The following is a 19606-nucleotide window of genomic DNA, read 5'->3' on the forward strand; positions in this document are numbered from 1 at the left end:
AAACATTTTACAATTGAAGTGACACAGATTGTACCCGTTTAATGACCGGAATAAAAATTTAAGAAACAGATAATTAGCATTATTTGGAGTATGGATTTTATGATATGGACGTGACCATCTTTATACAAAATCAACTGAATTTTCTACCAATTCAGCCTGCTCATTTTTTCCAAATATACCCCTATTTGTATGTTATCTTTTTGTAATATTAAAAAAACAAATCTCCACCTATTGAAATATCACATTTTTATTCATATATTTGCTTAATATTGCTAAATAATTATAAATATTTATAATTATTATCACATAGATTGTACCAGTTTTTTCATAAGAATAAAAATATAAGTTTCAGGTGTTTAATGATATTTGAAGGCTAAAAAGAGGCATTGTTAAAAAATCATTACCAAATCGCCTTTATTATTAAACATATCACAGAATTAATTATTTTTATTCCATCATAACAGACGATCGTTCTATATATCGGACGTTCAGCATCCTGCTATGACATTTCCCGCCGTTTATCTCAAAATTATAAATGTAATGAAAAATCTAATCACCATCGACTTAAAGCCCCATGAAAAGAGCAATGTAGAATGCATGCCTTATAAGCACCGCTCAATAGCATTTTGGAAAACCAATTCTTTTAAAATTAAAGAATAATCATTAAATACTATTTATTATTGAATATATAATATAATTTTACTATTTTTATTCCTCCATAACAAAACAACCGGATATAACATTAAACGTTTTACCGATTGGTTATAGGAATCCTGATCACTCAATATAAAAACGCCATGAAAAACATAACTATTATTGGGCTTACTCCTTTCGAGAAGCCGGATGCCCATCTTATATTAAAACTACACCAGGCAGGTGCATTTGCTGTTTTAAGCTTGGGACATGAGTCAGCAATCGCCCAGGCAGCACTTCATCAATTAGACCAGACCGATATACCTTCTTACGGTATTTATTCCTCCGATGATAAATTCGAATCCCTTCAAATCTCTGAAAAAGTAGAATTTGTGATCCTTCCATTTGGCACTTCCGCCAATCTCTTCCCGAATTTACCGATTGTTTATCAGGTAAGCAGTCTGGAAGAAGCCAAAGAAGCTGAACGTATGGAAGCTGCAGGTATTATTATTAAAGGAAATGAAGCCGGTGGACTTGTAGGATATGAGTCAACATTTGTTTTATTTCAGCGAATCATAAAAGAAGTAACCTCTATCCCGGTATGGATCCAGGGAGGCGTAGGACTTCATACCGCTGCCGCCGCAAAAGCACTGGGAGCAACCGGTGTTGTACTGGACAGCCAGCTTTCGCTGTTTCCGGAAAGTTCTGTTCCACAGGATCTAAAAGATCTCTGCTCAAAGCTTAACGGAACCGAAACAAAAATCATTGCTAACCATCGTGTTTTGGTAAGACCCAACTCACCTTCTTTACCGGAAAATACCACCGCAGAAGACCTTAAAGAATTTTTCACAGATCTTGACCCGGCTAACAGCTATATCCCAATGGGACAGGATATTTCATTAGCAACAGATCTCTTTGAAGACTTCAAAAACCTGAAGAAAATGGTTTTTGGATTTAAAGAAGCCATGTATGGCCATCTTAAACAGGCAAAAGCCCTACAGGTAATTGACGAGGAAAATGCTTTAGCGAAAGAGCTAAACCTTCGTTATCCTATTGCTCAGGGTCCAATGACCCGTGTCAGTGATGTTCCTTCGTTCGCTAACGCTGTAGCTGATGCAGGCGCCTTGCCTTTCGTTGCCCTTTCTTTACTTAAAGGAAACCAGGCTAAAGATTTGGTTATGGATACTAAAAAGCTTGCGGGAGAAAAAACTTGGGGTGTAGGAATTTTAGGATTTGCTCCCCAGGAATTACGAGATGAGCAAACCTCTTATATATTGGAGGCAAAACCTCCTGTAGTTTTAATTGCCGGAGGAAGACCTGCCCAGGCAAAAATATTTGAAAAAGCGGGAATAACGACCTTTCTTCATGTTCCTTCACCGGCTTTGCTGGATATTTTCTTAAAAGAAGGAGCCCGAAATTTCATATTTGAAGGACGCGAATGTGGCGGACACGTAGGACCGCTTTCAAGCACTGTTCTTTGGGAAAAACAAATTGAACGTATATTAAAAGAAGAACACCCTGAAAATATCAGCGTCTTTTTTGCAGGTGGGATCCATAATGCATTTTCAACAGCATTTGTTTCTATCATGGCAGCACCTCTTGCAGCAAGAGGTGTAAAGGTTGGAGTATTGATGGGTACAGCATATCTTTATACCCAGGAAGCCGTACTTACGGGTGCTATCCAGGAAGAATTCCAGATACAAGCCATGCAGGCAAAAGACACTGTTTTATTGGAAACCGCACCGGGACATGAAACGCGTTGCCTGAACACGGCATTTGCTCAACATTTCAGTGCTGAAAAAACAAAACTTCTGGCAGCCGGAATAGATAAAAAACAGGTTTGGGAGCAGCTTGAAAAGCTCAACGTAGGCCGTCTGAGGATTGCAGCAAAAGGAGTAGATCGTCAGGGGGACCAACTCGTTAATATTCCTAAAAATCAACAGCTGGATCTTGGGATGTACATGATTGGTCAGATCGCTACCATGCACGACCGTGTTATTTCGATTTCGGACCTTCATGAAGATGTTGCTGTAGATAATTTTAAATATATACAGGATGCCGCTTTACCGGAAGAACCATCTTCTCATGAAAAACCGCTTGACATAGCAATCATAGGTATGGAATGTATATTTCCGGGTGCAAAAAATCTGGAAGAATACTGGCGTAATATCATTTTAGGAAAAGACAGTGTAACAGAGGTACCCGATGAACGATGGAATAAAGAGCTTTATTATCATCCGGATTCAGATGGACCGGATGTATCCCATTCCAAATGGGGTGGATTCATTCCGAAAATTGATTTTGATCCGCTTGCCTTCGGAATACCTCCTCAATCTCTCGCCGCTATTGAACCTACACAATTATTAACATTACTGGTGGCCAAACGTGCCATGGAAGATGCTGGTTATGGTGAGAAACATATCAACAGAGAAAATATCTCTGTAATCATAGGAGCTGAAGGTGGTAATGACCTTGCGAACAGCTACAGTTTCAGAGGGTATTACAAACAGGTTTTCGGGGAACTTCATGATGAAGTAAAAGAAGCATTCCCACATACTACAGAAGATTCATTCCCGGGTATTTTAGCCAATGTAATCGCCGGAAGAATCACCAACCGTCTGGACCTTGGAGGAAGAAACTTTACGGTGGATGCCGCTTGCGCATCATCTCTGGCCGCAATAGAACTGGCATGCCAGGAGCTTGTATTAGGCAAATCGGATATGGTGCTGGCCGGTGGAGCAGATTTGCATAACGGGATCAACGATTATCTTATGTTTTCAAGCACACATGCACTTTCCCGAAAAGGAAGATGTGCAACTTTTGATAGTGAAGCCGACGGAATTGCCCTGGGAGAAGGGGTTGCTATTCTTGTCCTGAAACGATATGAAGATGCCTTACGTGATGGTGACCGCATTTATTCGGTAATCAAAGGTGTCGGAGGATCCAGTGATGGTAAGGCTTTAGGGCTTACTGCTCCACGGAAAATTGGCCAGGTAAGAGCACTGGAACGTGCTTATGCCCAAGCAGGTATTAGCCCTGCAGCTGTAGGATTAATAGAAGCTCACGGAACTGGAACTGTAGTCGGAGATAAGACCGAACTTAATGCATTAACCAATCTATTCAGCCGCTCTGGAGCGATACCGGGCCAGACTCACCTGGGATCTGTAAAAACCCAGATCGGACATACCAAATGCGCGGCAGGATTAGCAGGGCTGATCAAAGCATCATTAGCAGTGTATCATGGTGTAAAACCACCTACCCTTCACCTTCAGCAGCCTAATGCTTATTATAATGCACAAACCAGTCCTTTTGCATTCTATGCAGAAAGCGGATTGTGGGGCGATAAAAACCGTTATGCGGGAATCAGTGCTTTTGGATTTGGCGGAACCAATTTCCATACTGTGATTGCCAATCATTCGAAACAGGAAGAGCCTGTGACCATGCAATCATGGCCATCGGAATTATTTGTATTCCGTGGAGATACTTATGAAGAAGCAAAAAGCCAGCTAAGCCAAATCACTTCTTTACTGGAAATCAATGATGATATCTCATTGAAAGATATAGCATACAGCTTAAGCGTAGGTTCTGAAAAGCCTGTCCAGTTGAGTATTGTAGCGGACACAGCTGAAGATCTGATGATGAAGATCGAGCTGATTCTGTCCGGCATCGAAACCAAAGACACTTTTACCGTTAATAAGAAAGCCGGTAAGGTAGCCTTTTTGTTCCCTGGACAAGGCAGTCAGCGTATCAATATGGCGCGTGATCTGTTTGTCGTATTCCCTGCAATGCGTAAACTTCTGGACCAGTACCCTGAGCTTGAAAAAGTAGTTTTCCCTTCTACGTCTTTCGATCCGGAAACTTTAAAGCAACAAAAAGAAACCATTAAAGATACCCGCCTAGCACAACCTCTTTTAGGAATTGTGGATCTTGCACTGGCTAAATTCCTTCAATCTCTGGGGATTGTTCCGGATATGCTGGCAGGTCACAGCTACGGAGAACTGCCTGCATTATGTTTTGCCGGTGTTTTTGAAGAAGAAAAACTTGTAGACCTTAGCAGACGCAGGGCGCATGCTATTCTGAACTCTGTGGAAGGCGGAGATCCGGGTACCATGGTAGCTGTAAGCATAACAAAAGAACGTTTATTACCGATCCTTGAAAAAACCGAAGGCTGCTATCCCGTAAACTATAATGCACCTTCCCAGTGCGTGGTTGCAGGAAGTACCAATGCAATCAATAACCTGATGACAATCCTTAAACAGGAAGGAATTTCTGCTAAAAAGCTGGAGGTTGCCTGTGCATTCCATAGCCCTGTTGTTGCCAAATCCAAAGATCTGTATACAACGGTACTCAACGATATTCCATTTGAGGAAATGCAAATTCCTGTCTGGTCGAATACTACCGCAACAGTATATCCGACAGAATCTTCAGAAATAAAGGAAAGGCTAACAGACCATCTTGTACAGCCGGTGAGATTTGTAGAGCAAATTCAGGCGATGTACGAAGACGGAGCGAGAATATTCATCGAAGTAGGACCAGGAAAAGTACTTACCGGATTAACGCAATCTTCCTTAGGTAAAGATCAGTTGACCCTGTATGTGGAAGACAACAGTCGTAATAAATTCAGCCATCTTCTGTGCATGCTTGCCCAATATTTAGGTACGGGTCGAAACTTTGACATCAGCAAGCTTTTCGATGGCCGCAATACCCGATTTATTCAGATTGACCAACCTGATCTTTATAAGAAAAACCCGGCCATCTGGCGTGTTAACGGACAAACAGCACACCCTACTACAGGTAATTTGCCTGCCAATGGTGCACTACCCATTTTAAACCCTATCCAAATGAACAACTTTACTAATAATCAAGCACCTGCAACCGAGAATTTACCCGCTGCCGAGCGTATGCTGCAGGAATATTTAAATAGTATGAAGATGATGATACAGGCTCAAAGGGATGTAATGCTTTCATTCCTGGGTCAGAATCCTCAAATTACTTCTGCTCCCGTGTATCACGCACCAGTAACAAACGGAACCAATGGAACCAACGGGGCTAACGGGGCTAACAACGTGGTTACTATACCAACTTCGCAAATCGTTACAGAAAAACCGGCAGTTGTTACTCAGACAAAACAAGCCCCAACAAAAGACGTTAAAACTTTATTACTACAGGTTGTAAGTGAAAAAACCGGATACCCGCATGAAATGCTGGGCATGGAAATGGATCTTGAAGCGGACCTTAGTATCGATTCCATCAAAAGAGTTGAGATCATAGGAACACTTCGAAGTGAGCTGGGTGCTTTATCTATGGACAGTTCTAATGAAGACACTGTAATGGAGCAACTTGCCTCTATCAAAACTTTAAACGGGCTGGTTTCCTGGCTTACGGAATTTATGGGAGCTCCTGCTGCAGTGAATACAAAAACTGAGGCCGTAGAAGTTGCAGAACCGAAAAATCAGTCTTCTTTTTCCCTGGAAGACCTTCAAAATGCAATCCTGGATATTGTAAGTGAAAAAACAGGATATCCGAAAGAAATGCTGGGACTAGACCTGGATCTTGAAGCAGATTTAAGCATCGATTCCATCAAAAGAATGGAAATTATCGGAGATCTGAAAACCAAAATAGGATTCGGACAGGATTTAGAGCAGGCAGATGACATCATGGAGAAACTGGCAGCAATTAAAACCCTTCGGGGATTGGCATCATGGATCAGTGAGCTTAATGGAAAAAGCAGTGAAGCCAGCCATGAAGCAGAAGCTAAAATTACTGAACAGATATCAGGAGAAGCTCAGGAACAGGCCATGTTATCACGTCTAAGATTTGACCTTACGCCAAGTGATGTTTTAGCAATACAAAATACAGAAACAATAAAAGGAAAACGTTTTGCCATTACTCCTGCTACGATTATAGAAACATTAGCCATTAAAAATATACTTGAAAAATGCGGAGCCATCGGTGAAGTGATCGATATGGAAACGGACCTTAAAAATTTTGACGGGCTTATCATTCTTGACATCTTCTCTTCTGAAGTAAAAAACGGCATCATTGAATACGTTGACCTTATAAAGAAGCTGGACTTCGATAAAGTAAAATGGGTATACCTGATATCCGATATTCCTGCACATCTTCAGGAACTGACCGATATTAAAGTATTACGCCATTATCAGGGATATCCAGGCTTCTTTAAGAGCCTTGCCAGGGAGTATGAGCAAACTTCATGCAGACTGATCAACCTGAGTACTCCTCAGGATCTTGATCAAATTGCAGAAATCGCGTTAAAAGAAATACTTACGACAGACAAGCCATCCGAAGTTATTTATAAAGATGACCAACGTCACAAGGTAGATATTATACCATCTCCTCTATCAACCAGCCTGGAGGAAGCACACATCCAATTGAACAAAGAATCTGTAGTGCTTGTATTAGGTGGTGGACAGGGCATCACGGCTGAACTTGTTAAACACATGTCCGAAGCCTATCCTTGCACCTATATCCTTGTTGGCCGGTCTGCAGATCCGCGAGAAGGAACGTCTGATCTTAAAGAATTGGAAACCCTGAAAACGAAAGAAGAAATCAGAAGTTACCTGATTAAAACAGGACAATTTACTTCTCCTTCAGAAATAGAAAAAGAAACGGTTAGGGTATTTAAGAGCAATCAGATCCTACGGACTATCAGAGATATGGAACAACTTGGAAGTACGGTAGTTTATCATTCCCTGGATCTTTGTGACGAAGACGGATTATGCGATCTTATCAATACTATTTATGAAAAATATGGGCAGCTGGATGGTGTGATCCACGGTGCAGGCCTTTTGGAAGACAAACTATTTAAACAGAAAACAACCAGTTCGTTCGGACGTGTATTTGATACCAAAGTAAAACCGTTACGTGTATTAGCAGAACAGCTTCGTCCGGAATGCCAGTTTGTAGTTCTCTTCTCAAGCATTGCTTCCGTATATGGAAATAAAGGGCAGACGGACTACGCAGCAGCCAATAGTGTATTGGATGATTATGCCAAAGCTCTGGATAAAAAATTAAAAGGAAAAGTGATCTCCATCAACTGGGGACCATGGAAAGGTGCCGGTATGGTTTCCTCAACCCTGGAAACAGAATATGAACGTCGTGGAATCTCTCTCATTCCATTGGATCAGGGAAAAGAAATCTTCCTTAATGAGATCAAGTACGGAACGGAAAGCCAGGTGCTGATCATGTCAGGAAATAATTGGTAAATCGCTGTATCAGATAACTATGAAAAAAACAGATATTGCTGTAATTGGCCTATCCTGTGTCTTCCCCGGAGCACAGGATGCCAACACCTTTTGGCAAAATATCATTAATAAGGTAGATTCTACCCAAACTGCACCTGCGGATCGTATTGATCCGATCCATTTCAGCGATACACCAGGTTCGGTTGACCGTTTTTATTGTCAGCGTGGCGGATTCATTCCCGATTATGAATTTGACCCCACCGCCTATGGTATTTTACCGTTAGCTGTAGAAGGCACCGAACCTGATCATTTGCTAACCCTTGATCTGGTGCAAAAAGCATTAGACGATGCCGGTGTATTCAAAAAACAGGTTTCGCTCGAAAAAACAGGAATCATCATTGGTAAAGGAAATTATACAGGCCCGGGAGCTACCCGTGCTATCGAAATCGTTAGGACCGGGGAACAAATATCTTCATTGCTTCAGGAGCTGCTTCCACAAATATCTCCTGCAGAAATTGAAAAAGTAAAACATGCTTTCCAGGAAAGAAAAGGACGCTTTGCTGCAGATACTGCAATGGGACTCATCCCTAACCTTGTTGCTTCTTTAGTGGCCAACCGGTTCAATCTGGGAGGAGCCGCGTTCACAGTAGATGCCGCTTGTGCCAGTTCTCTGATTGCAGTAGACCACGCTGTTCAGGAGCTTAACAGAGGCCGTTGTGATATGGTTATTGCCGGAGGCGTACACACCGGACAAAATGCAGCTTTTTGGAGTATTTTCGCCCAATTGGGCGCCATGTCACGCCAACAGCAGATCAAACCTTTCAGCATGGATGCCGATGGATTATTGATTGGAGAAGGCTGCGGATTTATTGTCCTGAAACGTCTGGAAGATGCCATCAGGGATCAGGATAAGATCTATTCCGTGATCAAAGGAGTTGGTGTAAGCAGTGACGGCAGTGGCACCAGTGTTATGAGCCCATCTGCAAAAGGCCAGCTGAAGGCACTACAACAGGCATGGATCAATGCAGACCTTGATGAAAAGAAAATCGGTTATCTTGAAGCCCATGGCACAGGGACACCGCTTGGAGATAAAACAGAACTTCAGACGCTCGCTCAGTTTTTTGGAAAAGAAGAATCTGCTCTTACGGCAGGTATCGGATCCGTTAAATCCAATATCGGACATGCCATGCCGGCAGCCGGTATTGCAGGTTTAATAAAAACGTGCCTGGCCCTGCATCATGATATCCTTCCTCCAACATTATATTGTGAGAATCCTATTGCCGATATGCAGCAAACCAGATTCGCACCGGTCCAGGAACCTACAAGCTGGTCTAAAACCGGCTTACCGAAAGTAGCCGCTGTTAACGCATTTGGGTTTGGAGGAATCAATGCCCATGTGGTTCTTGAAGGATACGATATGCCTAAAAAAGACCGCGTATTGCTACTGGCCAGAAAAACACATCAGGAGTTACTTTCAGCTTTACAGAATAACGAAAGTACAACCGGAGAAGGGAACTACAGAGTGGCCATGTTTGATCCTACTCCTGAAAGAATAGAAAAACTTATTAAAATTGTATCCAAGGACAAACCTTGGCGTAATAAACAGGATATCTGGTACACCAATACTCCGTTGCTTCATGATGGAGGAAAAGTTGCTTTTGTATTCCCTGGACTGGATGGACTGGCAAAAGGCGAAGTAGAAAGTGTAAGCCGTTATTTCGGATTAACAGAACCAATACAAACAGAGGGCGAAGGCTTACTTACGGACGCATTAAACATATTCAACAACTGCAGCATCCTGGATAATTCATTGAAAAAACTAGGCATAATACCGGATATGAATGCGGGACACAGTTTGGGAGAATGGCTGGCCGGCTACTCCTCTGAGCTGGCAGAAGTGAATTCTGTAAAAGCACTGATCGATGTTCTGAATCCTGAAACATTTGAACTAAAAGATTCTAAGTTTATTGCGATCGGGGCAGGTATTGATATCATCACCCCCATTATTGAAACAATTCCGAATATCTATATTTCCAATGATAACTGCCCGAATCAGGTAATCCTTTGTGGCAGTAATGCTGCACTGGAAGAACTGGTCCCTTTATTAAAAGCCCAGCAGATATTTCATCAGATACTTCCCTTCCAATCAGGATTCCATTCACCTTTTATCGCAGATAAACTGGATATAATCCTGCAGGGAATGGAAAAAGCACAATTCCAGAAAACGAAAATCCCGTTATGGTCTGCAACGACGTTGGAGCCTTATCCTTCGGACGAGGAGGCCATCAGAAAACTAAGTGCGGAACATTTGGTTCAGCCTGTACGCTTCAGGGAACTGACGGAGAAATTGTATGAAGAAGGAGCCAGATTCTTTATCCAGATAGGTACCGGAGGACTGATCGGCTTTATAGATGATACCTTGAAAGGGAGACCATTCAGTACATTAGCATCAAGTGTCGCTACCCGATCTTCTCTTGCCCAGCTACAACGTGTAGTTGCCGCATTATTTGTGGAGGGTAAAGATATTTCACTCGACTTTTTAGAAATACATCACGCTTCTAAAAAATCATCAGGTAAAGGTATTAAACTGGAATTAGGATCACCTATCATCCGTAATTTTAAAGAAGCTAAAACACTGGCTAAATCTTTTGATGTACTAGCACAAAACGGAACTTCCGCCATCGCAACGAAAAGCGGGCATCCTCTTGTGCAGGCTTTCCAGGAAAATATTGCGGATATGATCCGTATGCAAGAAGAAGTTTTAACGCTATTCCAGCACGGACCAAAGACGACAACTCAAAGTCCGGTAATTACTCAACCTAAAGCACCTGTAAGCAAGAATTTTTCAAAATCCCTGCATGTGAATCTGGATACCCATCCATACCTCATCGACCATAGTCTGCTTAGACAACCTGCAGGCTGGCCTGATGTAACGGATATGGAACCTGTGATTCCCATGACCATGATCTTTGAATTACTAGCAGAAATAGCCCAGGCTGAGATCCCGGAAATGCAGGTCCATAAAATAATGAACATTAGCGTATTCCAATGGATGAACGTAGCCAAACCATTTGAAAAAACAGTGAATGGAGAATGGCGCTCTTCAACCCACGCTTATCTTGATATAGAAAATTTCGCCAATGCTGAAGTCATATTAAGATCTTCACCTCCTGTCGTACCGGTTTTTGATCTTTCGATCGGAGATCTGCTACCCATCCATCGTACTCCTGAGGAAATCTATGATAAACATATGTTCCATGGAGATGCTTATCAGGGAATTACAGAAATTTTATCCGTTGGAAGTAAAGGTATTATAGGAACTATTAAAGGAAATGGCGGAAAAGGTTCCCTGTTGGATAATGCAGGACAGCTGTTTGGCTTGTGGCTGCAACTTACCCTTACTAAAGACAGGATTGCTTTTCCGGTAAAAATAAGGGATATTGAATTCTTCGGAAACATGGAAGGTCAGGACGGATTATTCGAATGTACCTGTATTCTTACCGATTTAAATGAGGAATTTGCCACCGCCAATATTATACTGAAAAGAGATGGAAAGGCGTGGTGTGCCATTACAGGCTGGCAGAACAGAAGACTTGAAATCGATGAAGCATTATGGAATGTTTCCATGTCTCCTCTTCACAACCGTCTTTCAGAAGAAATAGCACCCCAGGTATTTTCTTCCATCAGGCTTATACCAGAGTGGCTTCCTGGGACTTTATCCTGAAGCGATATTTCAACCAGACGGAAAAACAATACCACCAAAAACTACTACCCAACAAGAAGAAAAACTGGATGGTGAGCCGCGTTGCCGTAAAAGATGCCGTAAGGAATTTACTCCGTGAACAAAAGAATCACGCCTGCTATCCTATTACATTTGAAATAGGCTCAGATGAACTGGGCAAGCCTTACCTCATCAGCGATTTCACACAGGATATCCACGTATCCCTTGCCCATAAAGGAAAGGAGGCTGTAGCTATTGCACGCCATGGTAAGTCCGTAGGAATTGATATGGAAACGATCGAGGAAAGAAGTTCCGGTTTCTATGATCTGGTATTCACAGATTCAGAGCTGGAATTATTAAAGGACAGGGATCAGGCGGAATGGACGACCCGATTCTGGGTTGCCAAAGAAGCCTATGGAAAGTTCCTGGGAAAAGGACTGCAAGGCAATCCTAAAGCATATGAAGTACAACTAATAAAGGATGATCATTTGTGGATCAACCAAACTGAAATAAAAACCATAAAACATCAAAATTATATTATCGGATGGACACTATGAACAACACATTAAAAATGAATCACGAGGAATTATTCATTCTTTTGAAAGGTTTTATCACTGAAGTTATAGGAGAGGAATTTGTTGAAGAGATGGATATCACTCCGGAGAGTTCATTTACTAAAGATCTTGAAATGGACAGTATAGAAATTGTCTCTTTCTCAGAAAAAATAAAAGCACATTTTGGAGATCAGATTGATTTTACAGGTTGGTTGTCTTCTATGGACCTCGACCAGCTGATCAACCTGGATCTCCGTATGATCATCAATTATATTTACGAATGCCAATAATTACAGTTGATAACAGGAAAATTCATATTCAGGAACTTAATAAAGGTGCCCGGGAAACGGTTGTGCTTATCCATGGGATGTTCAGCAATCTGTCCATTTACTATTTTAACATAGCACCCATCCTGGCACAGCATTACCACGTAGTAATGTATGATTTAAAAAGCCATGGAATGAGTGAACGTATACTCGATGGATACGATCTTGAAAATATGGCTTCCGATCTTCTTGGCCTTATTGATTTCCTTGACCTGAAAAAAGTTCATTTGGTAGGTTATAGTTTCGGGGGACTTATTGCTTTGAAAACAGCATTGAAATATGCAGACCGCATAAATCAGCTTGTAATTATGGAAGCTCCTGATCCCAGGGATGAAGAAACCCGGGGGATTATCGATCAGTACAGTAAGGAATTCCTGGAACATTATGTAGCCAATTTTACAGACACTACAAAAGTGCAGATGGGCAAAAGGCAAATGGAAAAAAATCACAGAATGTATGAATTCCTGTTTTATGAGACCAGTATCAAAGCGGATATGATCAGAGAGAAAGATTTCTTTACTGAAACCGATCTTACAAAGATAAATGTTCCGGCATTGCTTTTATATGGGAATCAGTCCAATTGTCGTCCTACGGGAGAATGGCTAGAGAAAGAACTCGGCCAGGCAAAACTTGAACTCATTCCTGGAGATCATAATATCCCGATACAGGAACCCGCTCAGATCGCTGAGGCTATTGTGCATTTTTTATCCAAATCATTATCTAAATCTAACACCTTAACACAAAATCATGGCTAAATTTGTATTTGTTGTTCCACCGTTGACGGGCCATGTCAACCCTACCCTGAGTATCGGGGCTGAATTATTGAACAGAGGACATGAAGTGGCATGGATCAGTCTTGACAAAAATCTTAATACCAAACTTCCGGCAGGAGGAGAGCTCCTGCTTATCCAATACGATCAAACTGACGAAGAAAAAAGAGATAGCGAACAGTACCTGGATATTATTTCCAAAAAAGTAGTATACGGAATAGACAGCATCAAATTTCTTTACGATGATGTACTTATCCCACTGAACAGGCATTGCTATAATGGTATTGTCCATTTACTCGATTCTTATAAACCTGACCTTGTAATCGGTGATCATCAGCTATTTGCAGCTGCTATTGCTGCAAAAAAGCTAAACCTTCCTTACAGCACTACTGTTACTGCTCCCGCTGCCATCAAAATCATGGATGAATTACCAAAGGTTCATGAGTGGGAAGTAAATAAAATCATTGAACTGCAAAAGGAACTGGGAATAATGGAAGACCATTCTTTGGCTTCCTCAGACCTCTTAACAATGGTTTTAACGTCCAGATATTTCTTTGGTGAAATGGAACTACCCTCCAATTACCAGTTTACAGGTCCTGTTCTTACGGAACGCCGGATATCCTGTGAGTTCGACTGGGAAAGGTTTAACAGCAGAACTCAAAAGAAAATTCTTGTAAGTATCGGTACGACTTTCGATCATGATCATAAAAAAGCTTTTTTCCAAAAAGTAATTGATGCATTTAAAGATGAAGACCTAACGGTTGTAGTTGTTTCAGATCCTCAGCTTTTCGACAGCTGGCCGGAAAATTTCATGGTATATCAGCAGGTTCCTCAATTGGATCTCTTGCCGCATCTTGATGGTGTCGTTTGCCATGGGGGACATAATACGGTATCCGAAACGCTTTCAAACGGACTGCCGTTGGTTGTTATTCCGATTGCCTATGACCAGTCCCATGTAGCAGGACGTGTAGTACGTACAGGAGCTGGTGAGCGTCTTAATTTTAACCGCTTCAAATCAAACCATTTAAAAGAGGCGGTACAGCAGATCCTTAACAATCCTGATTATCGTAAAGCAGCAGAAATCATCCGTCAGTCTTTTATTGAGGCCGGAGGTACGGTAACAGCTGCCAATTTACTGGAAAAAGCTATTACCGATGCCACACAAAAGATAAAATCCCGTTCGAAATTCCTGTTTGTTATCCCTCCTTTTTTTGGACATATCAGTCCTACTCTGAGCGTCGGTGTAAGCCTTATCGCAAGAGGACACGAAGTAAAATGGTTCGGGATTACCCCGCTAGGAGATGAACATATTCCGGAAGGAGGATCGTATTTCTACCCTGAAGAAGATCTTATTCCGTATCAGGATGAGATCAAACGTATTTTAAAAAGACAGGATGACGGACCCGCCTGTTCCGGGCCTGAAGTTATGAAACTGGCATTAGAGGAAACTTATGTTCCTTTTGCCAAAATGATGATGCCCGGATTAAGCCGTCTTACTGAAAACTGGAAACCTGATGTTATCGTTAATGACTGTATTACTTTCGGAGGTGCCCTTTTTGCTCATAAACACAATATTCCATGTGTAACAACTACTCCTGTACCCCCGGATGTTATGGGAGATACAGAAAAAAGTGCTCCGAAAATATTTGAATGGCAACAAAACCTCATCAAAGATCTACAAAAAGAAGTGGGGATTGATGATGATGGAATTTTCATCCATTCCCATAAATTAAACCTTGTATTTACATCTCAGGCTTTCGCAGGTTTTGAAACAGTACCTGACCATATGAAATTTGTAGGTCCTGTGAAAGGACGTCCCAATGATGCTCCTTTTGACTGGGATCGTTTGCATGCGGCTACTACACCCAAAATATTTGTATCATTAGGAACACTCCTTGTAGACATCAGAAAAGCCTTTTTCGAAAAGATCATTGCGGCATTCGCGGATCAGCCGGTAACTATCGTTGCTGCCACGCCACCGGATATTTTTGAAGAATGGCCTTCTAATTTCATTGTAAACAGTTTTGTACCTCAATCGGCATTAATGCCTCATATGGATATGGTAATTTGCCACGGAGGTTTTAATACAGTTAATGATACATTCCGTAACGGATTACCAATGCTGATCACACCGATTGCCTACGATCATTTCCACATCGCAAAGCTCATCGAACAGGCTGGTTGTGGCAAGAGTATCCGTTATAAAAGATTACGCATAGATTCACTCCGTGAAACGGTTTTTGAATTGCTGGAAGATCCTGCTTACCGCAATGCAGCAAAAGAAGTTCAGACAACATTCCTTACTGCCGGAGGTAATGATAAGGCTGTAGAGCTACTGGAGAATTTTGTACAACAAGAACAATCAACATTAGTTTCTGTTTAAATCATGAAAAGAAGATTGTTATTTGGTGAGCGCATGTTGCTGGGGGATGGAACGGAACCCTTCAATGCAATTATTCCCTTCCGGTTAAAAGGAGATTTCAGGGAAGAAGACGTGCGGCATGCCTTATATCAGATCCAGGCCAAGCACCCTTGGCTGAGAGCACTCATCATACATGATGAAAAGAAAGTACCGTGGTTTGAAGTACCGGATCCTATTGTTCCTATTCCTGTAAGAACTGTGGTCAGAAAAGGGGAAAACGATTGGCAGGAAGAATCCATAAAGGAATGGCAAACCGTTTTTAAGTATGACCAATTTCCTCTTATCCGGTTTGTATGGATCAAGGGAGAAGGAGTATCAGATATGCTTTTTGTTTTCCATCATTGTCTGTCTGACGGTGGTTCTGCAATGGCATTTTTAGATGAATTTCTAAAGGTATTGGATAATCCATTGACAGATATTGGAACAGAGAATCCGATATTGGGAATTGAGGATGTGGTTCCATCAGCTATTTTATTGAACCGGAGACAGCGTCTGAAAGCAAAATTTATCGGGAGAGTCGCTGCCACAGCGATAAAATACATGCCCGTGAACAAAAAAGCCATTGACCGGAAAAATGACTACTTTATCCACTGGAAATTTGATCGTGAGACAAGCAGCCAACTGATCTCTTACTGTAAAGCCATGAAGGTTACCGTGAATACTTTTTTGAGCGCTTCATTACTTAAGGCTTTTAAGAAAGTAAAAGGTCCGGCGGCTTTCAATAAAGTTTCCTGTCCTGTAGATATCAGACGTTTTGCCTCACAGATAAAAGAGGATCATATCTTTGCTTTCGGGCTGATGATTACCCTGTCATCCAATGAAAAAGTGAGCTTTGAAGACAATCTGACGCTTATGCAGGAAGATGTGGAACGTAAAACATCCAAGCTTAACCCGTACATGGTAATGATGGTAATGGAGTCCGGACACGATGCCCTGAAAAACTTCACCAGGCTTCTGAAACAAGGAAGGTCTACCAATGATTGTATGTTCTCCAATCTGGGAAGGATCCAGATTCCTGAGAACTATAAAGAATTTTCCGTTGAAACCATATTCAGTCCTTCTGTAATCGGTCCTCTGGGTAATACAACAACCATGGTAACATCTACCTACAGGGGAGAAATGGATTTTTCTTTTATGGGTAGTGAGGGATATTTACCATACACTGAAGCTTTAGCCATACGTGATGAGATGATTGAGTCCATTCAACTTAAACTGGAATATGCCGAAGTATTATGATCAGATAAAAATCAGTGATATGAACTAAAAGATTGATAAAGTTACTTCTTGTCCGGTATTATTCGGGAAGCAGATGAAGTAAACGGAATGATATAAAACTAAAGAGATCCATTTTGGATCTCTTTGCAGCAGACAGCAAGAATGTAGGTTGGAATGATCAGAAAGCTTTTTGCATAAAAAACAAGAAAAACATTAATTTGATATAACCTATGAAAAGAAAACTACTATTTGGAGAACGAATGATATTAGGAGATGGAACAGAGGCTTTTAATGGCATTATCCCGTTCAGATTAAGGGGTACGTTCAAATTGGAAGAAATTCAGCGGGCTCTGGCTTTGCTTCAAAATAAACATCCCTGGTTAAAAGCACATGTAACCCATGACGAAGAAAACCTTCCATGGTTTGAAGTGCCCCAGAAAGTTGTACCCATTCCTATAAGAATTGTGATCCGGCAGGGAGAAGACGACTGGCAGAAAGAATCCATGAAAGAATGGTATATGCCTTTCGATCATGAAAAGTTCCCCCTGATAAGGTTTGTATGGATCAAAGGAGAAGAAGTTTCAGACATGTTTTTCTCATTTCACCATTGTTTATGCGATGGAGGTTCCGCAATGACATTATTGTATGAGTTTTTACAGGTATTGGACAACCCTTCCGCCGATATTGGTGTAGAGAATCCTATCCTCGGAATCCAGGATATTGTTCCTGCAAACATCTTAAACAGCCGAAGGCATAAGCTTAAAGCAAAAGTACTCGGCAGAGTGGCATCTACCATCATTAAATATGCTCCTGTAAACAAAAAACCAATAGAGAGGCAAAACGATTATATGATCCATTGGAAGTTTGACAAGGAAATGACTCAACAAGTAATTTCCTATTGTAAATCCAATGGTTTTACCGTGAATACTTTTCTTTGTGCAATTGTTCTTCAGGCATTTAAAAAAATAAGGGGGAAAGCTGCATTGAATAAAATTTGCTGCCCTGTGGATATCAGACGTCTAACAACACAAATCAAACATGATCATATTTTTGCCTTCGGGCTGATGGTTGAAGTTTCGATTAATGAAAAATTGAATTTTCTGGATAATGTACGGAAGATGCAGAAGCACGTGAAGCGTAAGACCTCAAAACTGGATCCATATACCAAGATGATGATCATTGAATCATGGCATTATGCCCTGGATAATTTCACGAGAATCCTGAGAAATGGAAAAGCAACCAATGACTGTATGCTTTCTAATCTTGGCCTTATTCAGGTGCCCCATGAATACAGGAACTTTACCGTAGATACCGTTTTCAGCCCTTCAGCTTTGGGCCCTCTGGGCCAGACTACCGGATTTGTAGTTTCAACCTTTCAGGGAGAAATGGATTTTTGCTTTATCGGTAGTGAAGGATATCTACCTTACTCAGATGCACAGGCCATTCGTAAGGACATCCTTGATACTATAAAATTAAAACTTGAATATTCAGCAGTATCATGATCAAGAGAAAACTAATGATGGTGGAGAGAATCATGTATGTTGATTCCGGAACACCCCTCAATTGCGTATTTACAGCAAAGATCAAAGGAACACTTCATGAAGCAGATTTTAAAACAGCTTTAGAAAAAATCCAGAAAAAACATTCTTTGCTCAGATCCAGGATCGATACCGATACTGAGCAATATCCCTTTTTTATAGAAGAAAGAGAGATGGAAGCCATTCCCCTTCGGATCATAGACCGGGAATCCGATGAAGATTGGTTGCGTGAGTCTGAAAAAGAATGGTTCCGCATGTTTGAAGATCATCGGAAACCTTTGGCTCAACTGGTATGGATTAAAGGAAATGAGGTTTCCGAAATTCTCTGGGTACTTCCCCACTGCATTTGTGATGGAACTTCCCAGGTAACTCTGATGCGGGAGCTTCTCTGCCTGCTGGATGATCCAACTATGGAACTGGATACATACCAGGCATTCAGCTCAGTTGATGACTTCCTGCCTTCCGGTTTTAATACCAAAAAGAAAGTACGCAAAGCAAGGCTATACCTGCTTATGGCCAGGCTCTTCTTTCTGATGCAAAAGAAAAGTAAAAAAAGAAATCTTGGAAAAAACTATGTGATCCATTGGAAACTGAACCCGGAAATAACGAACCAGATCACCAGCAAGTGTAAAGCGCATGGTGTTTCTGTACACTCGCTGTTGTGTGCTTCATTCATGCAGGCATTTCAGGAAATCCGGGGAGCTGAGGCTAAAAGAAAAGTGATCAGCCCCGTGGACGTGCGCCATTTTATTCCGGAAATAAAGCAGGATCATGTATTTGCTTTTGCTCCTACCATAGAACTATCATTGAAAAAAGGAAATCATGGGATATTTGACCAGGCAGGACACATCAAAAAAGACCTTCTTGAGAAATTAGAAAAAATAGAAGCACGGGAACTTCTTTGGATGGGTGAACAGATGCACCCGCTTGTCGAACGCATGATCAGCATGCTTAAATCAACCCATGGCGGACATGATATTACCCTATCCAACATGGGAAAAATTAATATTCCGGATCAATATCAGCGTTTTGAGCTCGAAACGATTATGAGTCCCACCGTTGCTTTTCCTTGGCTCAATTCGAACACCCTGGTTACCACTACCTACAAGCAGGAAATGGATTTTACGCTTATGTCGAATGAAGATTTCCTATCCAGACAGAAAGCCACAGAAATTAAAGATAAAGCCCTTGAACTACTTACTGTATCTTTACAGAACTAAAC

Annotated in this window: 9 protein-coding genes; all 9 read left to right on the plus strand. The window is 41.4% G+C overall.

Annotation, left to right across the window (positions count from 1 at the left end; all coding sequences use genetic code 11):
• The first annotated feature begins 797 nt into the window (after positions 1-797).
• Positions 798-7859 (plus strand): type I polyketide synthase, encoded by a 7062-nt coding sequence (locus tag MTQ00_RS08760; protein WP_273648499.1) that lies wholly within the window; start codon positions 798-800, stop codon positions 7857-7859.
• Between the two features lie 19 nt (positions 7860-7878).
• On the plus strand, positions 7879-11562 hold the full coding sequence (locus tag MTQ00_RS08765) for a beta-ketoacyl synthase N-terminal-like domain-containing protein (RefSeq protein WP_273648500.1): 3684 nt from the start codon (positions 7879-7881) through the stop codon (positions 11560-11562).
• Positions 11451-12116 carry a 4'-phosphopantetheinyl transferase family protein gene (locus MTQ00_RS08770; RefSeq protein ID WP_273648501.1) on the plus strand — a complete coding sequence of 222 codons (666 nt, stop codon included), beginning with the start codon at positions 11451-11453 and terminating at the stop codon, positions 12114-12116. The genes MTQ00_RS08765 and MTQ00_RS08770 overlap by 112 nt, the downstream gene beginning before the upstream one ends.
• A gap of 14 nt (positions 12117-12130) precedes the next feature.
• Entirely contained in the window at positions 12131-12403 is a 273-nt protein-coding gene (locus MTQ00_RS08775) for an acyl carrier protein (protein ID WP_273648502.1), read from the plus strand.
• Entirely contained in the window at positions 12394-13194 is an 801-nt protein-coding gene (locus tag MTQ00_RS08780) for an alpha/beta fold hydrolase (RefSeq protein WP_273648503.1), read from the plus strand. Before MTQ00_RS08775 ends, MTQ00_RS08780 begins: the two co-directional genes overlap by 10 nt.
• The gene (locus MTQ00_RS08785) at positions 13187-15592 is read left to right on the plus strand and encodes a glycosyltransferase (RefSeq protein WP_273648504.1); all 2406 of its coding nucleotides are present in this window, start codon (positions 13187-13189) and stop codon (positions 15590-15592) included. Before MTQ00_RS08780 ends, MTQ00_RS08785 begins: the two co-directional genes overlap by 8 nt.
• A gap of 3 nt (positions 15593-15595) precedes the next feature.
• Positions 15596-16867, plus strand: coding sequence for a condensation domain-containing protein (locus tag MTQ00_RS08790; protein WP_172279206.1), 1272 nt, complete (start codon positions 15596-15598; stop codon positions 16865-16867).
• 209 nt (positions 16868-17076) lie between these two features.
• Positions 17077-18348, plus strand: a complete 1272-nt coding sequence (locus tag MTQ00_RS08795; RefSeq protein WP_172279208.1) for a condensation domain-containing protein — start codon at positions 17077-17079, stop codon at positions 18346-18348.
• Positions 18345-19604: a condensation domain-containing protein gene (locus MTQ00_RS08800; protein WP_172279210.1), complete on the plus strand. Its 1260-nt coding sequence runs from the start codon at positions 18345-18347 to the stop codon at positions 19602-19604. Before MTQ00_RS08795 ends, MTQ00_RS08800 begins: the two co-directional genes overlap by 4 nt.
• The last annotated feature ends 2 nt before the right edge of the window (positions 19605-19606 follow it).

This window comes from Chryseobacterium sp. B21-037, from assembly GCF_028570785.1.
Lineage (GTDB): Bacteria > Bacteroidota > Bacteroidia > Flavobacteriales > Weeksellaceae > Chryseobacterium > Chryseobacterium proteolyticum.